Raw genomic sequence first — 15,421 nt, forward strand, 5'->3', positions numbered from 1 at the left:
GACTGTAACGCTGCGAGCGAGCCTGCGGTCGTCACCCGTTCTCGTGTCGCGCCCGGCGTCGCTCGAAAGAATCGCGGCGACGGCGCGCGATGACAGCCGCCTCGGGGTCGCGCTCGGCTCCTGCCTCGTCGTTCGCCTCGTGCGCGGCGGCGGTGCGGGCCGCGTTCGCCGCGGCGAGACGGGCGAGCAGTTCGCCTCTGCCCCGCGACTCTGCCGTCGTGGGAGCCGACTTGCGCGCGGACCGCGCGGCGTTGAGGAAGGCCGTGCGCGCGGCATCCGTATCGATGACCGGATGCCTGGCCGCGATCTCGCGCCACGCATCGAGCACCTCCTCCGGCACCCAGCTGGCGCCCGCCGGCCATAGCTCGCGGCCGACGCGTCGGCCCTCGACGTCGGGGTCAGCCTGGTCGAAATCGCTCACGGAAGGGATTCTGCTCGACATGCCGACCGGGCGACGCGACACGCCGGTGGGGCGCCAAGATCCCTTCCGCTGGAGAGGCCGCGCAGCCTACTCGACCCGCTCGCCGGTCGGGTCGACGGCGAACTGGTCGGCGAGCTGTTCACCGCCAACGGGCGTGCCGGCCCAGCTGACCAGCTCCCATCCGTGCGTGAGCGAGCCCTCGAGCACGGCGACGCCCGTGTTGTCGATCGGATTCTTGAGGGTGAACTCGCCGCTGACGTTCAGCGCCCGCGCGCCGACCCAGGCGCGGATCGCAGCGCCGTGGCTGAACACGGCCGCCGTATCGTCATGAGTCTCGGCGACCTGGGTGATGGCCGCGTCGAAGCGGCCGAAGAACTCGTGGCCGTCGAAGGCGCCCGGCATGCGCGCGTCGAGCTCGCCGGTGCCCCACTTGATGATCGTTCCGAGATACGCCTTCACCGAGTCGTCGTCGGTCCTGGCCTCAAGCGCGCCCGCCTCGATCTCGTGCAGGCCATCGTGCACGACGACGTCGAGCGCGAGCGATCGCGACAGAGGCGCGGCGGTCAGCTGAGTGCGCACGAGACGCGACGCGTAGATGCCCTGCACGTTCTCGTCGCGCAGCGCGTGCGGGACGGCCAGAGACTGCTGCTCCCCCAGCTCTGTCAGTCCCGGGCCGGGCGCCGCCGTGTCGAGCGCGCCGGCGACGTTGGCGGGGGTCTGACCATGACGGATGAGGAGGAGACGCACCCTCTCGACGCTAGCCGACGAAGATGCATGTCGTTGACCGCAAATAGGCTGTGACGGTGAGTGCACCCCGCCGCCTGTGGAGCGGCTCCGTGGTGCAGCTCGGCAGCCTCATCAGCGTCAACTTCGGGTCGGCCGTCGCGGGTCTGCTGATCCCCGCCGTCGGCGTCGTCCCCGTCGTGGCCGCGCGCCAGCTCGTCACGGTCGCGACCCTGGTGCCCTTCTGGCGTCCCACACGAGCAGGCCTCAGCTGGAGGCGCCTGTGGCCGGCCGTTGTGCTCGGCCTCGCCCTGGTCGGCATGAACCTGACCTTCTACCTCGCGGTGCACCTGCTCGGACTCGGCATCGCCGCCGTCCTCGAGTACCTCGGCCCGTTCGCGCTCGCGGTGCTCGGCTCGCGCCGGCTGGTCGACGGGCTGTGCGCCGTCGCGGCGGCTGCGGGCGTGGTGCTGCTGTCCGAGGCATCCGGCCACCTGAATCCCCTCGGTGTCGTGTGCGCGCTGCTCGCCGCCGCGTTCTGGGCCGCGTACATCCTCTTCAGCCGCCGTGTCGCACTCGCGCTGCCGGGGCTCGAGGGCATCACGGTCGCGAGCATCGTGACCACCGTGCTCTCCGTTCCGGTGGCGCTCGCCACGATCGCCTGGCAGCAGGTCAGTGTGCGCGAGTGGCTGCTGTTGCTCGCCCTCGGTGTGCTGTCGAGTGCCGTGCCGTACAGCCTCGACGCGTTCGTGCTGCGGCGGCTGACACCGCGCATCTACGCGGTCGTCACCGCGTTCGGGCCGGCGGTCGCCGCCGTGTTCGGCTGGCTGGTGCTGCACGAGCGCTTCACACTCTCGATGATCGCGGGCATCGCGCTCGTCGTCGCGAGCGCGTCCGTCGCGATCTTGAGCCATCGCGAACCCGATTCACAGCCGCGCACCATGCCGCAGCAGGCGGGCCCGGCGTAGCCTGCGAGCGTGCTGTTCCGCGATCGCGATGAGGCGGGAGAGATGCTCGCCGACGTGCTCCTCAACCTGAGGGGCGCGCGGCCGGTCGTTCTCGGCATCCCCGCCGGTGGGGTGCTGATCGCCCGCGTCGTCGCCGGCCGGCTCGGTGCGCCGCTGGGCGCCGTGGCCGAGGGATTTGTCACGGCCGACGCCCTCGCCGGCCGCACCGTCGTCGTGGTCGACGAGGGCATCTGCACGGGCGCGACGATGCACGCTGCGCTCGAGGCGATCGCCGCCGCGCACCCGGCGCGGGTCGTGGCCGCCGTGCCCGTGGCGCCGCAGCGGCACAGCCTCGGTCGACTTGCGGCTGACCTCTATGCGGTCGCGCGGCCCGACCCCGTGTCAAGCATCCGCCGCTGGTATTCGCAGCTGCCGGACGTCACAGAGGCCGAGGTGCGGGCCGTGCTCGCGGGTCAGGACTGGGCGTACGCCGGCGCGACCTCGTTGTGAGCGTGACCCACCGTGTAGACACGCATGTCGTTGGTGGTGCCGGGCAGGCCGGGGGGCGAACCGGAGATCACAACGACCTTCTCGCCGTAGCTCGCGATGCCCTCGCCGAGCAGCACGTCGTCGACCTGGCGGAAGTACTCGTCGGTGTAGGTCACGTGCTGGACGAGCGACGACTGGACGCCCCACACGAGCGCCATGCGGCGCTGGATGGCGGGATCGGTCGAGAAGGCGTGCATCGGGATGCGGTGGCGCAATCGCGACATGCGGCGCGCGGTGTCGCCGGACTCGGTGAAGATGCACACGAACTTGGCATCGACGAACTCGGCCACTTCGGCGGCAGCGAGCGTGATCGCACCGCCCTGGGTGCGCGGCTTCGTGCCGAGCGGGGGCACGCGCTCAAGGCCGTGCTCCTCCGTCGACTCGATGATGCGGGCCATGGTCTGCACGGTGATGGTCGGGAACTCGCCGACGCTCGTCTCGCCGGAGAGCATGACGGCGTCTGCGCCGTCGAGGATCGCATTGGCGCAGTCGGATGCCTCGGCGCGCGTCGGCCGCGGGCTCGAGATCATCGACTCAAGCACCTGGGTGGCGACGATGACGGGCTTCGCCATGCGGCGCGCCAGCTCGATGGCGCGCTTCTGCACGATCGGGACCTGCTCGAGCGGCAGCTCGACGCCGAGGTCGCCGCGGGCGACCATGATCGCGTCGAAGGCGTCGATGATCTCCTCGAGGGCATCCACCGCCTGCGGCTTCTCGATTTTGGCGATCACGGGGACCTTGCGGCCCTCTTCGGCCATGATCTCGTGAACGCGGTCGATGTCCTTCGCGTTGCGCACGAAGGACAGCGCGATGTAGTCGGCGCCGAGGCGCAGGCCCCAGCGCAGATCGGCCTCGTCCTTCTCGCTGAGCGCGGGCACGTTGACCGCGACGCCGGGCAGGTTGATGCCCTTGTTGTTCGACACGGCGCCGGGGACGGTGACCTCGGTGACGACGCGCGGGCCGTCGACAGAGACGACCCGCAGGCCGACCTTGCCATCGTCGATGAGCAGCGGGTCGCCCGGCTTCACGTCCTGCGGGAGACCCTTGAACGTCGTTCCGGAGATCTCCTGGTTGCCGACGATGTCCTCGGTGGTGATCGTGAAGGTGTCGCCCTCGCGCAGGTCGTACGGGCCCGCCTCGAACTTGCCGAGGCGGATCTTCGGACCCTGCAGGTCGACCATCACCGCGACCGGCTTGCCCAGGTCGTCCGCCGCCTTGCGCACGTTGGCGTAGACGCCCTCATGCACGTCGTAGCTGCCGTGGCTCAGGTTCATGCGGGCCACGTCGACGCCGGCCTCGATGATGGCGCGGATCGCCTCGTAGCTCGAAGTTGCGGGGCCGAGTGTTGCGACGATCTTGGCGCGTCTCATGATCTACCGTGTTCAGCTTTCTGGACTCGTGTCGGATTGCGTGCGGAGGGCGGGGCGATCGCCTTCAGCGCATTTACAGGCTAATGCCTCGCTCCGTCGCCTTGATAGGCGAAGGGAGCTCGGTGTCGCCCTCGAGGTACCGGTCGACGGCCGCCGCCGCCGCGCGGCCCTCGGCGATCGCCCAGACGATGAGCGACTGGCCGCGGCCGGCGTCGCCTGCGACGAACACGCCAGGCTCCGCGGTCGCGTAGTCGGCGTCGCGCACGGTGTTGCCACGACCGTCGAAGCGCAGGCCGAGCTGGTCGGCGAGGAACTGCTGCTCGGGGCCGGTGAAGCCGAGGGCGAGCAGCACGAGGTCCGCGGGGATCTCGCGCTCGGTGCCCGACTTCGGCACGCGGCGGCCGTCGACGAACTCGGTCTCGGCGACGCGGATCGCGCGCACCTCGCCGGCGTCGTTGCGCAGGAACTCGACGGTCGAGGCGAGGAACTCCCGCTTGCCGCCCTCTTCGTGCGCGCTCGAGACCTCGAACAGGCGCGGGTCCATCGGCCACGGCTCGTGCTCTGCGCGCTCGAGCGGCGGGCGGGTGCCGATGGCGAGATTGGTGACGGATGCCGCACCCTGCCGGTGCGCCGTGCCGATGCAGTCCGCGCCGGTGTCGCCGCCGCCGATCACGATGACGTGCTTGCCCTCGGCGGTGATCTGGTTCGCGACGGTGTCGCCCGCGCCCGCGCGGTTCTGCTGGGTGAGGTACTCCATGGCGAAGTGCACGCCGGGCAGGTCGCGGCCGGGGATCGGCAGGTCGCGCGGCACCATCGCGCCGGTGGCGACGACGATCGCGTCGTAGCGGGTGCGCAGCTCGTCCCACGTGATGTCGGTGCCGATGTCGATGCCGGCGCGGAAGCGTGTGCCCTCCGCCGTCATCTGGGCGAGGCGCTGGTCGAGGCGCTTCTTCTCGAACTTGAAGTCGGGGATGCCGTAGCGCAGCAGGCCGCCGATGCGGTCGTCGCGCTCGTACACGGCCACGGTGTGGCCGGCACGGGTGAGCTGCTGCGCGGCGGCGAGGCCCGCGGGGCCGGAGCCGACGACCGCGACGGTCTTGCCGGTCAGGCGCTGCGGCGGGTTCGGCTCGACCCACCCTTTGCTCCACGCCTCGTCGATGATCGAGATCTCGACCTGCTTGATGGTCACGGCGGGCTGGTTGATGCCGAGCACGCATGACGACTCGCAGGGCGCAGGGCACAGGGTCCCCGTGAACTCGGGGAAGTTGTTGGTCGCGTGCAGCCGCTCGATGGCCTGGTGGCCCTCGCCGCGCCAGGTGAGGTCGTTCCACTCGGGGATCAGGTTCCCGAGCGGGCAGCCGCGATGGCAGAAGGGCACACCGCAGTCCATGCAGCGGCCGGCCTGGCGGCGCAGCTGGGTCGGGTCGCCCTGTTCGTAGACCTCTTTCCAGTCCATGAGGCGCACCGACACGGGCCGCCGCTTGGGCAGCTCGCGCTCGGTGGTCTTCAGGAATCCCTTGGGGTCAGCCATTGGTCGTCGCCTCCAGAATGCGGGTCCAGACGACGTCGCCGTCGGGGTCGAGACCCTCGCTGACCGCCTGCTGCCGTGTCTCGAGGACGGCGGCGTAGTCGCGGGGCAGCACCTTCACGAATTTGGCGGCGGATGCTTCGAAATCCGCCAGGTGCGCGGCGGCGAGCGGTGAGCCCGTCTCGCTCGCGTGCTTCTCGAGCAGGTCGCGCAGGATCTCGGCGTCGACGCTCTCGAGCGGGAGCAGCCGCAGCTCGCCCGAGGCGAGCGACTGCGCGTTCACCCGGCCCTCGTGCAGCCCATACACGTAGGCGGTGCCGCCCGACATGCCCGCGCCGAGGTTGCGGCCCGTCTCGCCGAGGATCACGGCGAGGCCGCCGGTCATGTACTCGAGCGCATGGTCGCCCACGCCCTCGACGACGGCGGTCGCGCCCGAGTTGCGCACCAGGAACCGCTCGCCCACGATGCCGCGGATGAACATGGTGCCCTGGGTGGCGCCGTAGCCGATGACGTTGCCGGCGATGACGTTCTCTTCGGCGGCGAAACCGGCGGTGGTGCCGGGGCGCACCACGATCTGGCCGCCGGAGAGGCCCTTGCCGACGTAGTCGTTCGAGTCGCCGATGAGGCGCAGCGTGATGCCGGCCGGCAGGAACGCGCCGAACGACTGGCCGGCGGAGCCGGTCAGCGTGACGTCGATCGTTCCTGAGGGCAGGCCGTTCTCGCCGTGGCGCAGCGTGACCTCGTGGCCGAGCATCGTGCCGACAGCCCGCTCCGTGTTCCGGATCGGCAGGTCGAGCTTCACCGGGGTGGCGTTCGCCAAGGCATCCGCCGCGGCCTCGATCAGGTGCACGTCGAAGTGCTTCTCGAGCTCGTGGTTCTGCTGGCGCGCGTTCTTGCGCGGCTCGTCGTCCGAGAACTTCGGGCCGTGCAGGATCGGCGTGAGGTCGAGACCCTCCGCCTTCCAGTGCTCGACGGCACGGTCGACGTCGAGCACCTCGGCGTGGCCGATGGCCTCGTCGATCGAGCGGAAGCCGAGCTCGGCGAGGTACTCACGCACCTCCTGTGCGATGAACTCGAAGAAGTTCACGACGAACTCGGGCTTGCCCGAGAAGCGCTGACGCAGAACGGGGTTCTGCGTCGCGACGCCGACCGGGCAGGTGTCGAGGTGGCACACGCGCATCATGACGCAGCCCTCGACGACGAGCGGGGCCGTCGCGAAGCCGAACTCCTCGGCACCGAGCAGAGCGCCGATGATGACGTCGCGGCCGGTCTTGAGCTGCCCGTCGACCTGCACGACGACGCGGTCGCGCATGCCGTTCAGCATGAGCGTCTGCTGGGTCTCGGCGAGGCCGAGCTCCCACGGGGTGCCGGCGTGCTTCAGCGAGTTGAGGGGCGATGCACCCGTGCCGCCGTCGTGGCCGGAGACGAGGATCACGTCGGACAGCGCCTTCGCGACCCCGGCCGCGACCGCGCCGATGCCGTTCTCGGACACCAGCTTGGTGTGGATGCGGGCGTTCGGGTTCGAGCGCTTCAGGTCGAAGATCAGCTGCTTCAGGTCTTCGATCGAGTAGATGTCGTGGTGCGGCGGCGGCGAGATGAGCCCGACGCCCGCGGTCGCGTGCCGGGTGCGCGCGACCCACGGGTACACCTTCTGCGCCATCAGCTGACCGCCCTCGCCCGGCTTCGCGCCCTGGGCGAGCTTGATCTGCAGGTCCGTGGCGTGCGTCAGGTACATGCTCGTGACGCCGAAACGGCCGGAGGCCACCTGCTTGATCGCGCTGCGGCGCTCGGGGTCGAGCAGGCGGTCGTTGTCTTCGCCGCCCTCGCCCGTGTTCGACTTCGCGCCGAGGCGGTTCATCGCGATCGCGAGCGTCTCGTGCGCCTCCCGCGAGATCGAGCCGTAGCTCATCGCGCCGGTGGAGAACCGCTTCACGATCGACTCGACCGACTCGACCTCGTCGAGCGGCACGGCGGGGCGAAGCCCCTGCTTGAACTTGAACATGCCGCGCAGCGTCATGAGCTGCTCCGCCTGGTCGTCGACGAGCTTCGTGTAGTCGCGGAACACGTCGTAGCGGCGCGTGCGCGTCGAGTGCTGCAGACGGAACACCGTCTCGGGGTTGAACAGGTGCGGGCTGCCGTCGCGGCGCCACTGGTACTCGCCGCCCGTGTTGAGCCGCTCGTGCACGCGCACGGCGCCCTCTTCCGGGTACGCCTGCTGGTGGCGCGACAGGTTCTCGGCGGCGATGACGTCGATGCCGACGCCGCCGAGCTTGCTGACGGTGCCCGTGAAGTAGGTGTCGACGAGCTCCTGCGAGAGACCGACGGCCTCGAACGCCTGTGCGCCGGCATACGAGCCGACCGTCGAGATGCCCATCTTCGACATGATCTTGAGCACGCCCTTGCCGAGCGCCTTGATCAGGTTCTTGACGGCCTTTTCGGTGGTGAGGCCCGTGATCATGCCCGCGTTGACGAGCTCTTCGACGGTCTCCATGGCGAGATACGGATTCACCGCGGAGGCGCCGTACCCGACGAGCAGCGCCACGTGGTGCACCTCGCGCACGTCGCCGGCCTCGACGACCATGCCGACGCGCATGCGGTTCTCGGTGCGGATCAGGTGGTGGTGGACGGCGGAGACCATGAGCAGCGACGGGATCGGAGCCAGGTCCTTGTTCGAGTCGCGGTCGGAGAGCACGATGAACGCCGCGCCGTCTTCGATCGCCTGGTCGACCTCGTCGCACATCTCGGCGAGTCGGTCTTCGAGCGCCTTCTCGCCGGCATCCGGTCGATACAGGCCCTTGATCACCCGCGTGAGCCGCGCGCCGGGCCGCGGGTCGATGTGCTGGATCTTCGCGAGCTCATCGTTGTCGATCACCGGGAAGTCGAGCACGACCTGGCGGGCGTGCTGCGGCGTCGCGCTGAGAAGGTTGAGCTCCGGGCCGAGGCCGAGGCGCATCGAGGTGACGACCTCTTCGCGGATCGAGTCGAGCGGCGGGTTCGTCACCTGCGCGAACTGCTGCGTGAAGTAGTCGAACAGCAGCCGCGGCCGCTTCGACAGCACTGCGATCGGGGTGTCGGAGCCCATGGCGCCGAGCGGCTCCGCCCCGTTCTTCGCCATCGGGGTCAGCAGGATGCGGACCTCTTCCTCGGTGTAGCCGAAGGTGCGCTGGCGGCGGCGGACGGAGGCCGGAGTGTGCACGATGTGCTCGCGCTCGGGCAGGTCGGCGAGGTTGATCGAGTTCTGGAGCCACTCGGCATACGGCTGCTCGGCGGCGAGCTGCGCCTTGATCTCGTCGTCCTCGATGATGCGGCCGGCCTCGGTGTCGACGAGGAACATGCGACCGGGGCGCAGGCGGCCCTTGCGCACCACCTTGGCCGGGTCGATGTCGAGCACACCCGTCTCGCTGCCGAGCACGATCAGCCCGTCGTCGGTCACCAGATAGCGGGCAGGGCGCAGGCCGTTGCGGTCGAGCGTGCCGCCGACGAGAGAGCCGTCGGTGAAGACGAGAGCCGCCGGACCGTCCCACGGCTCCATGAGGGCGCCGTGGTACTCATAGAACGCCTTCCGCGCAGGGTCGATCTCGGTCGCGTTCTCCCACGCCTCGGGCACCATCATCATGACGGAGTGCGGCAGTGAGCGGCCCGCAAGGTTGAGCAGCTCGAGCACCTCGTCGAAGCTCGCCGAGTCGCTCGCCCCCTCGGTGACGATCGGGAATAGCGGGCGCAGGTCGCCGAGCAGCTCCGACTCGAGCTGCGACTGGCGCGCGCGCATCCAGTTGCGGTTGCCCTGCACCGTGTTGATCTCGCCGTTGTGCGCGAGCATGCGGAACGGCTGCGCGAGCGGCCACGACGGGAAGGTGTTCGTCGAGTACCGCGAGTGCACGAGCGCCAGCTTGGACGCGAAGCGTTCGTCGGACAGGTCGGGGTAGAACGGCTCGAGCTGCAGCGTCGTGACCATGCCCTTGTAGACGAGCGTGCGCGCCGACAGCGAGGCGAAGTAGGTGTTGAGCTCGCGCTCTGCGCGCTTGCGCAGGCGGAACGAGAGACGGTCGACCTGGATGCCGGTGCGCGGCGTTCCGTCGGCGGCGGCGTGCGTCGCCGCGACGTACAGCTGCTCGATCGCGGGCATGGCGCCGCGCGCGAGGGTGCCGATCTCATCAGGGCGGGTGGGCACCTCGCGCCACCCGAGCGCTGTGAGCTGCTCTTCGGCGGCGATCTTCTCGATCGCCGTCTTCACGGCCTCGCGCTCGGCCTCGTCGAGCGGAAGGAAGGCGTTGCCGACGGCGTACTGCCCGCCCTCGGGCAGAGGGAATCCGGCGACCGCGCGCAGGAACTCGTCGGGGATCTGCGTGATGATGCCGGCGCCGTCGCCGGTGCCCGCGTCAGAGCCGACCGCGCCGCGGTGCTCCAGGTGACGCAGGGCGTTCAGCGCGTTGTCGATGATGTCGTGGCCGGCTGTGCCGCGCAGCGTCGCCACCATGGCGAGACCGCACGCGTCCTTCTCGAAGCGCGGGTCGTACATGCCCTGCGCGGCAGGCACAGAACTGAAAGGCATAGGCGCCATTTTCAACCGTCCTCACATGAGTTGGGGAGAGTGACTATTGGGACGCCATCGGCCCTCAAGTAGTCGGGCTGAGTGGTGCGGGTGCCGTGCCGACTGTGCGTTACGAGCCGGAGCGGCTTGTGGCCTCGGCTTCCCCCTCGATGGGGTCTTTCGAGTCTACGTCATCGCTCTGGCCGCTCTCGTCGCCCTGGGCGTCGTCGCCGGGCGTCCACTCGAAGCCGCGGCGGTACACGCTCGGCTCCGCCCCGGGGTGCCGGTGGTGCTGCACGGCGATGATCACGATGCCCAGCACGACCGCGGCGAACGCCGCCCAGACGTTGCTCGCGATGCCGGCGAAGCCGAACTCGCTCGGGTCGATGCGGATCGACTCGAGCCAGCTGCGGCCGAGGCCGTACCAGATCAGGTACATGCCGAAGAAGATCCCCCAGCGCGGTTTGAACTTCCGCTCGATGGCGAGCAGCACGATGATGCCGATGACGTTCCAGATGATCTCGTACAGGAACAGCGGGTGGAACACGGTGCCGTCGGGCAGGCCGGCCGGGTACGCCTTGTTGGAGCTCGGGATCTCGAGGCCCCACGGCAGCTTCGTCGGCAGTCCGAACAGCTCGTTGTTGACGTAGTTGCCGAGGCGGCCGATCGACTGGGCGAGCAGCAGGCCGGGGACCAGCGCGTCGGCGAACGACCAGAAGCGCAGCTTGTGCTTGGGCAGCGCGCACGCAAGCCACAGGCCGACGGCGCCGCCGATCAGCGAGCCGAAGATCGCGTTGCCGCCGTCCCAGATCGCGAAGACGTTCCAGAAGTTGTCGCCCGCGGCGAAGTAGTCGTGCGGGTGCGTGACGACGTGGTACGCACGGGCGCCGATGATGCCGAGCGGCACCGTCCACAGCACGACGTCGAGCACGATGCCCGGCTCACCGCCGCGCTTCGTGAGGCGGGCGTGCGTCCACCAGGCCGCCGCGATGATGCCGGCCAGGATCAGCAGCGCATAGATGTGGATCGTGATCGGACCGATCGGGAACGACTGCCATGAGGCGGGCGGGCTCGGGATGCTCGAGACAAGCGCTTCCTGCAAGGTGATGGTGCCTTCCTTAGGGGTCGACCCGGCCGTGGTGCGGGGCCGGGAGAAGTCTAGGGCGCGACCCTATGTGATCTGTTACGCAGCGGCGTCAGCGGCGGGTGCCGGCTGCGAGGGACTCGGCGGCGGCGCGAACTCCCGCCACTCCCCCGTCGGCGAGCGACTTGACGAGCATCGAGCCGACGATCGCGCCGTCGGCGTACGACAGCACCTCGCCGACCTGCTCGCCCGTCGAGATGCCGATGCCGACGCAGACCGAGTCGGCGCCGGCATCGCGCAGGCGGCCGACGAGCACCCGTGCGGCGTCATCGACGGATGCCCGGGCGCTCGTCACCCCCATGGTCGAGACGGCGTACACGAAGCCCCGCGAGGCCGCCGTGGCCTGGCGCAAACGCTCGTCGGTCGAGGTCGGCGCGGCGAGGAACACGCGGTCGAGCCCGGTGCGCTCGCTCGTGGCGATCCAGTCGGCTGCGGAGTCCGGCGTGATGTCGGGCGTGATGAGCCCCGCGCCCCCCGCCTCGGCGAGCTGGTCGGCGAAGCGGTCGAGCCCGAACTGCACGACCGGGTTCCAGTAGGTCATGACGAGGGCGGGCGCGTCGACCTGCGCACGGATCTGCTTCACGGCTTCGAAGACGTGCGTGACCCGGAATCCGTTCGCCAGCGCCTGCTGCGTCGCCGCCTGGATGACCGTGCCGTCCATGACGGGGTCCGAGTAGGGCAGGCCGAGCTCGAGCACGTCGACGCCGGCCTCGACCAGGGCGACGGCCGCATCGATCGAGGTGCTGAGGTCGGGGAATCCGATCGGCAGGTAGCCGACGAGCGCACCCGTGCGGGTCTCGCGGGCGGCTGCGACGGCTGCGGCCACCGGCGAGGTGGTGGTGTCGGTCACTGCTGGGCCGCTCCTTCATCGAGAACGCCGAAGTAGGTGCCGGCTGTGGCCACGTCCTTGTCGCCGCGGCCGGACAGGTTGACGAGGATCAGCGCGTCGGGCCCCAGCTCCTGCCCGAGCTTGATCGCACCCGCGAGCGCGTGCGCCGACTCGATGGCCGGGATGATGCCCTCGGTGCGGCACAGTAGCCGGAACGCCTGCATCGCCTCGTCGTCGGTGATGTTGCGGTACTCAGCGCGGCCGAGGTCCTTGAGCCACGCATGCTCCGGCCCGACGCCCGGGTAGTCGAGGCCCGCAGAGATGGAGTGCGACTCGAGCGTCTGGCCGTCTTCGTCCTGCAGGACGTAGGTCTTGTTCCCGTGCAGGATGCCGGGGCGGCCCTCTTCGAGCGTCGCGCCGTGCTTCCCCGAGTCGATTCCGTAGCCGCCGGGCTCGAAGCCGTAGAGCTTCACGTCGGCGTCGTCGAGGAATGCGTGGAAGATGCCGATCGCGTTCGAGCCGCCTCCGACGCAGGCCGCGATGGCGTCGGGCAGCCGGCCGGTCAGCTCGAGCACCTGCGCGCGGGCCTCCTCGCCGATGATCTTGTGGAAGTCGCGCACCATCGTCGGGAACGGGTGCGGGCCTGCGACCGTGCCGAGCAGATAGTGCGTCGTCTCGACGTTGGCCACCCAGTCGCGGAACGCCTCGTTGATCGCGTCCTTCAGGGTGCGCGAGCCCGTCTTCACGGGCACGACCTCTGCGCCGAGCAGGCGCATGCGCGCGACGTTGAGCGCCTGGCGCTCGGTGTCGACCTCGCCCATGTAGATCGTGCACTCCATGCCGAACAGGGCCGCGGCGGTGGCGGTCGCGACGCCGTGCTGGCCCGCGCCGGTCTCGGCGATGAGGCGCGTCTTGCCCAGCAGCCGCTTCACGAGAAGCGCCTGGCCGAGCACGTTGTTGATCTTGTGCGAGCCCGTGTGGTTCAGGTCTTCGCGCTTCAGGATGATGCGCGCGCCGCCCGCGTGAGCGGCGAAGCGCGGCACCTCGGTGATGATCGACGGCCGGCCGGAGTACGTCTTGTGCAGCGCGGCGAGCTCGGCGGCGAAGCCGGGGTCCTGCTGCGAGGCGTGCCAGGCATCCGTCAGCTCGTCGAGCGCTGCGATCAGGGACTCGGGCATGAAGCGCCCGCCGAACGCGCCGAAATCAGGGCCGGCGACTTCGCGGAGTGTCATCAGTGGTTCCTAAACAGACAAGAACTTCTCGAGCGTGCGGATCGGGTCGCCGTCGGTGACGAGCGCCTCGCCGACCAGCACGACGTCGGCGCCCGCATCGCGGTAGCGCGCGACATCTTTGCGCTTGAGAACGGCGGATTCCGCGACCCGGACGACGCCGGAGGGGATGCGGTCGGCGACGCGCCCGAACAGCTCCTTGTCGAGCTCGAGAGTGGTGAGGTCGCGCGCGTTGACGCCGATGAGGCCGGCGCCGACGTCGAGCGCGCGGTCGATCTCCTCCGCAGAGTGCGTCTCGACGAGCGCGGTCATGCCGAGCTCGCGCACGAGCTCGTGCAGGCTCGCGAGCTTCTTCTGGTCGAGCGCCGCGACGATGAGCAGCACGAGGTCGGCGCCCGCGGCGCGCGCCTCGAACACCTGATACTCGGTGGCGACGAAGTCCTTCCGAAGCACCGGGATGGTGACGGCGGAGCGCACCGCCTCGAGGTCGGCGAGCGAGCCCTTGAACTTGCGCTCCTCGGTGAGCACCGAGATCGCGCTCGCGCCACCGGTCTGGTACGTCACGGCGAGCTGCGCGGGGTCGGGGATCTCGGAGAGGTGGCCGCGCGACGGGCTCGCGCGCTTGACCTCGGCGATGATCTTGATCTGCTCTGCCGGCTGCAGCAGCTCGAGCGCGTCGAGGGCAGGCTTCTGCTTCAGCGCGGCCTTCTCGACGGCGGCCTTCGGGCGCTTCGCTTTCCGGGCGTTCGCGTCGGCGACCGACCCGGCGGTCAGCTCGGCGAGATGGGACACTAGTGGCCCTTGGGCTGGTATTTCTCCCCGCCCACGCCGTAGCCGGCCCGCTTCAGGATCCAGCCGACGATCAGGCCGACGACCACGAGGCCGCCGCCGACGATGGCGACCAACCACGGCTGGTCGAACCAGAAGAACAGGGTGCCGAGGGTGAACCCGAGCAGCATGATGATCACCGCCGTCCACGCAGCCGGCGAGTGGCCTTCGCCGAGTTCCTCGTGTTCGGGGGCGTTCGTGGTGCCGCTCATGTCTCTCCTGGTCTCGAACTACTGGCTGAGAGTCTACCGGGCCGCCACCGCGCGAACCGCCCTACGGCGAGCGCGATCAGCCATGCCGCCGCGAACACGCCCGCGAGCGCATATCCGGCATAGTCGAGATCGATGCGGGCGACCGCCGCGAGGGGCGCCGCGGTGATCACGTGGCCGTCCACGAGCACTCCGAGCAGCTCGATGCTTCCGATCAGCAGCGCGGTCGCGACGGAGATCGACGTGACCGTGAGGTTGTACACGATCTTGCGCACCGGCTTGGCGGCGGTCCAGCCGTACGCCCCCATCATCAGCATCCCGTCCGCCGTGTCCATGAGGCACATGCCTGCGGCGAAGAGAGTCGGGAGCACGAGGATCGCGTATGACGGAACCGCGAAGGTCGCCGCGCCTCCGGCGAGGACGAGGAGCCCGACCTCCGTCGCGGTGTCGAAGCCGAGACCGAAGAGCACGCCGACCGGATAGATCTGCCACGGCTTCGCCGCCCGCCGGGTGAGACCGCCGAGGATTCGGTTGAGGAGTCCCCGCGACGCGAGCCGCCTGTCGAACTCGGCGTCGTCGAACGTCCCCGCGCGCAGCTTGCGGAGGGCGCGGACGATGCCGATGAGTACCGCCAGGTTGAGGGCTCCCAGCAGCCAGAGGAATCCGCCGGAGACGGACGGCCCGATCACATCGGCCATGGCGTGCAGCCTCGAACCGCCGTCCTCCAGGGGGCCGACGATCGACTTCACCCCGACCGCGAGGAGCAGCGCCAGCGCGAACACGACGGTCGAGTGGCCGAGGGAGAACCAGAACCCCACCGAGAGCGGTCTCTGGCCGTCTGCGAGCAGCTTGCGGGTCGTGTTGTCGATGGCGGCGATGTGATCGACGTCGAAGGCATGCCTGAGCCCGAAGCTGTAGGCCAGCACGCCGACTCCGACGGTGAACGCCTGATGAGCGTCGCCGAGCCGGTAGTGCTCCGGTGCGACGGCGATGATGAGCAAGCCGAAGCCGATCACATGCAGAAGGACGACGAGACCGGCCATGCGGCCGACTCTGCGCCGTTCGGCACCGGTGAGGGAGCGCCAGAACTTCATCGCGAGACCAGGCCGGCGC

General features: G+C 69.8%; 13 protein-coding genes. 2 read left to right on the top strand and 11 right to left on the bottom strand.

What is annotated here, in order from left to right; translation table 11 throughout:
* Nucleotides 1–31: 31 nt before the first annotated feature.
* Nucleotides 32–421 (bottom strand): hypothetical protein, encoded by a 390-nt coding sequence (locus tag D7I44_RS16155; RefSeq protein WP_120790433.1) that lies wholly within the window; start codon nt 419–421, stop codon nt 32–34.
* Between the two features lie 87 nt (nt 422–508).
* Nucleotides 509–1,168 (bottom strand): histidine phosphatase family protein, encoded by a 660-nt coding sequence (locus tag D7I44_RS16160; protein ID WP_120790434.1) that lies wholly within the window; start codon nt 1,166–1,168, stop codon nt 509–511.
* A gap of 56 nt (nt 1,169–1,224) precedes the next feature.
* On the opposite strand from D7I44_RS16160, the gene D7I44_RS16165 reads away from it, so the two are divergent.
* Both D7I44_RS16165 and D7I44_RS16170 read left to right on the top strand, forming a co-directional pair.
* Nucleotides 1,225–2,112: an EamA family transporter gene (locus D7I44_RS16165; protein ID WP_120791017.1), complete on the top strand. Its 888-nt coding sequence runs from the start codon at nt 1,225–1,227 to the stop codon at nt 2,110–2,112.
* Nucleotides 2,113–2,121: 9 nt separating this feature from the next.
* On the top strand, nt 2,122–2,601 hold the full coding sequence (locus D7I44_RS16170; RefSeq protein ID WP_220093790.1) for a phosphoribosyltransferase family protein: 480 nt from the start codon (nt 2,122–2,124) through the stop codon (nt 2,599–2,601).
* Here the strand turns inward: D7I44_RS16170 and pyk are convergent.
* The 9 genes from pyk to nicT form a co-directional block, all read right to left on the bottom strand.
* Complete coding sequence (gene pyk / locus D7I44_RS16175) at nt 2,565–4,010, bottom strand: pyruvate kinase (protein WP_120790435.1); 1,446 nt, start codon at nt 4,008–4,010, stop codon at nt 2,565–2,567. The genes D7I44_RS16170 and pyk overlap by 37 nt on opposite strands.
* Nucleotides 4,011–4,083: 73 nt before the next feature.
* On the bottom strand, nt 4,084–5,541 hold the full coding sequence (locus D7I44_RS16180) for a glutamate synthase subunit beta (RefSeq protein ID WP_120790436.1): 1,458 nt from the start codon (nt 5,539–5,541) through the stop codon (nt 4,084–4,086).
* Nucleotides 5,534–10,090 (bottom strand): glutamate synthase large subunit, encoded by a 4,557-nt coding sequence (gene gltB / locus D7I44_RS16185; protein ID WP_245979756.1) that lies wholly within the window; start codon nt 10,088–10,090, stop codon nt 5,534–5,536. Before gltB ends, D7I44_RS16180 begins: the two co-directional genes overlap by 8 nt.
* Nucleotides 10,091–10,199: 109 nt before the next feature.
* Nucleotides 10,200–11,171 carry a prolipoprotein diacylglyceryl transferase gene (lgt, locus tag D7I44_RS16190; RefSeq protein ID WP_120790438.1) on the bottom strand — a complete coding sequence of 324 codons (972 nt, stop codon included), beginning with the start codon at nt 11,169–11,171 and terminating at the stop codon, nt 10,200–10,202.
* A gap of 94 nt (nt 11,172–11,265) precedes the next feature.
* Nucleotides 11,266–12,063, bottom strand: a complete 798-nt coding sequence (gene trpA / locus D7I44_RS16195) for a tryptophan synthase subunit alpha (RefSeq protein WP_120790439.1) — start codon at nt 12,061–12,063, stop codon at nt 11,266–11,268.
* Nucleotides 12,060–13,274, bottom strand: a complete 1,215-nt coding sequence (trpB, locus tag D7I44_RS16200) for a tryptophan synthase subunit beta (protein WP_120790440.1) — start codon at nt 13,272–13,274, stop codon at nt 12,060–12,062. Before trpB ends, trpA begins: the two co-directional genes overlap by 4 nt.
* A 9-nt stretch (nt 13,275–13,283) precedes the next feature.
* Nucleotides 13,284–14,063 carry an indole-3-glycerol phosphate synthase TrpC gene (gene trpC / locus D7I44_RS16205; protein ID WP_120790441.1) on the bottom strand — a complete coding sequence of 260 codons (780 nt, stop codon included), beginning with the start codon at nt 14,061–14,063 and terminating at the stop codon, nt 13,284–13,286.
* Nucleotides 14,063–14,311, bottom strand: a complete 249-nt coding sequence (locus D7I44_RS16210; RefSeq protein ID WP_120790442.1) for an HGxxPAAW family protein — start codon at nt 14,309–14,311, stop codon at nt 14,063–14,065. Before D7I44_RS16210 ends, trpC begins: the two co-directional genes overlap by 1 nt.
* Nucleotides 14,308–15,351 (bottom strand): Nickel transporter NicT, encoded by a 1,044-nt coding sequence (gene nicT / locus D7I44_RS16215; protein ID WP_220093791.1) that lies wholly within the window; start codon nt 15,349–15,351, stop codon nt 14,308–14,310. The genes D7I44_RS16210 and nicT overlap by 4 nt, the downstream gene beginning before the upstream one ends.
* Nucleotides 15,352–15,421: the final 70 nt, after the last annotated feature.

Origin of the sequence: Gryllotalpicola protaetiae, assembly GCF_003627055.1 — a bacterium.
Lineage (GTDB): Bacteria > Actinomycetota > Actinomycetes > Actinomycetales > Microbacteriaceae > Gryllotalpicola > Gryllotalpicola protaetiae.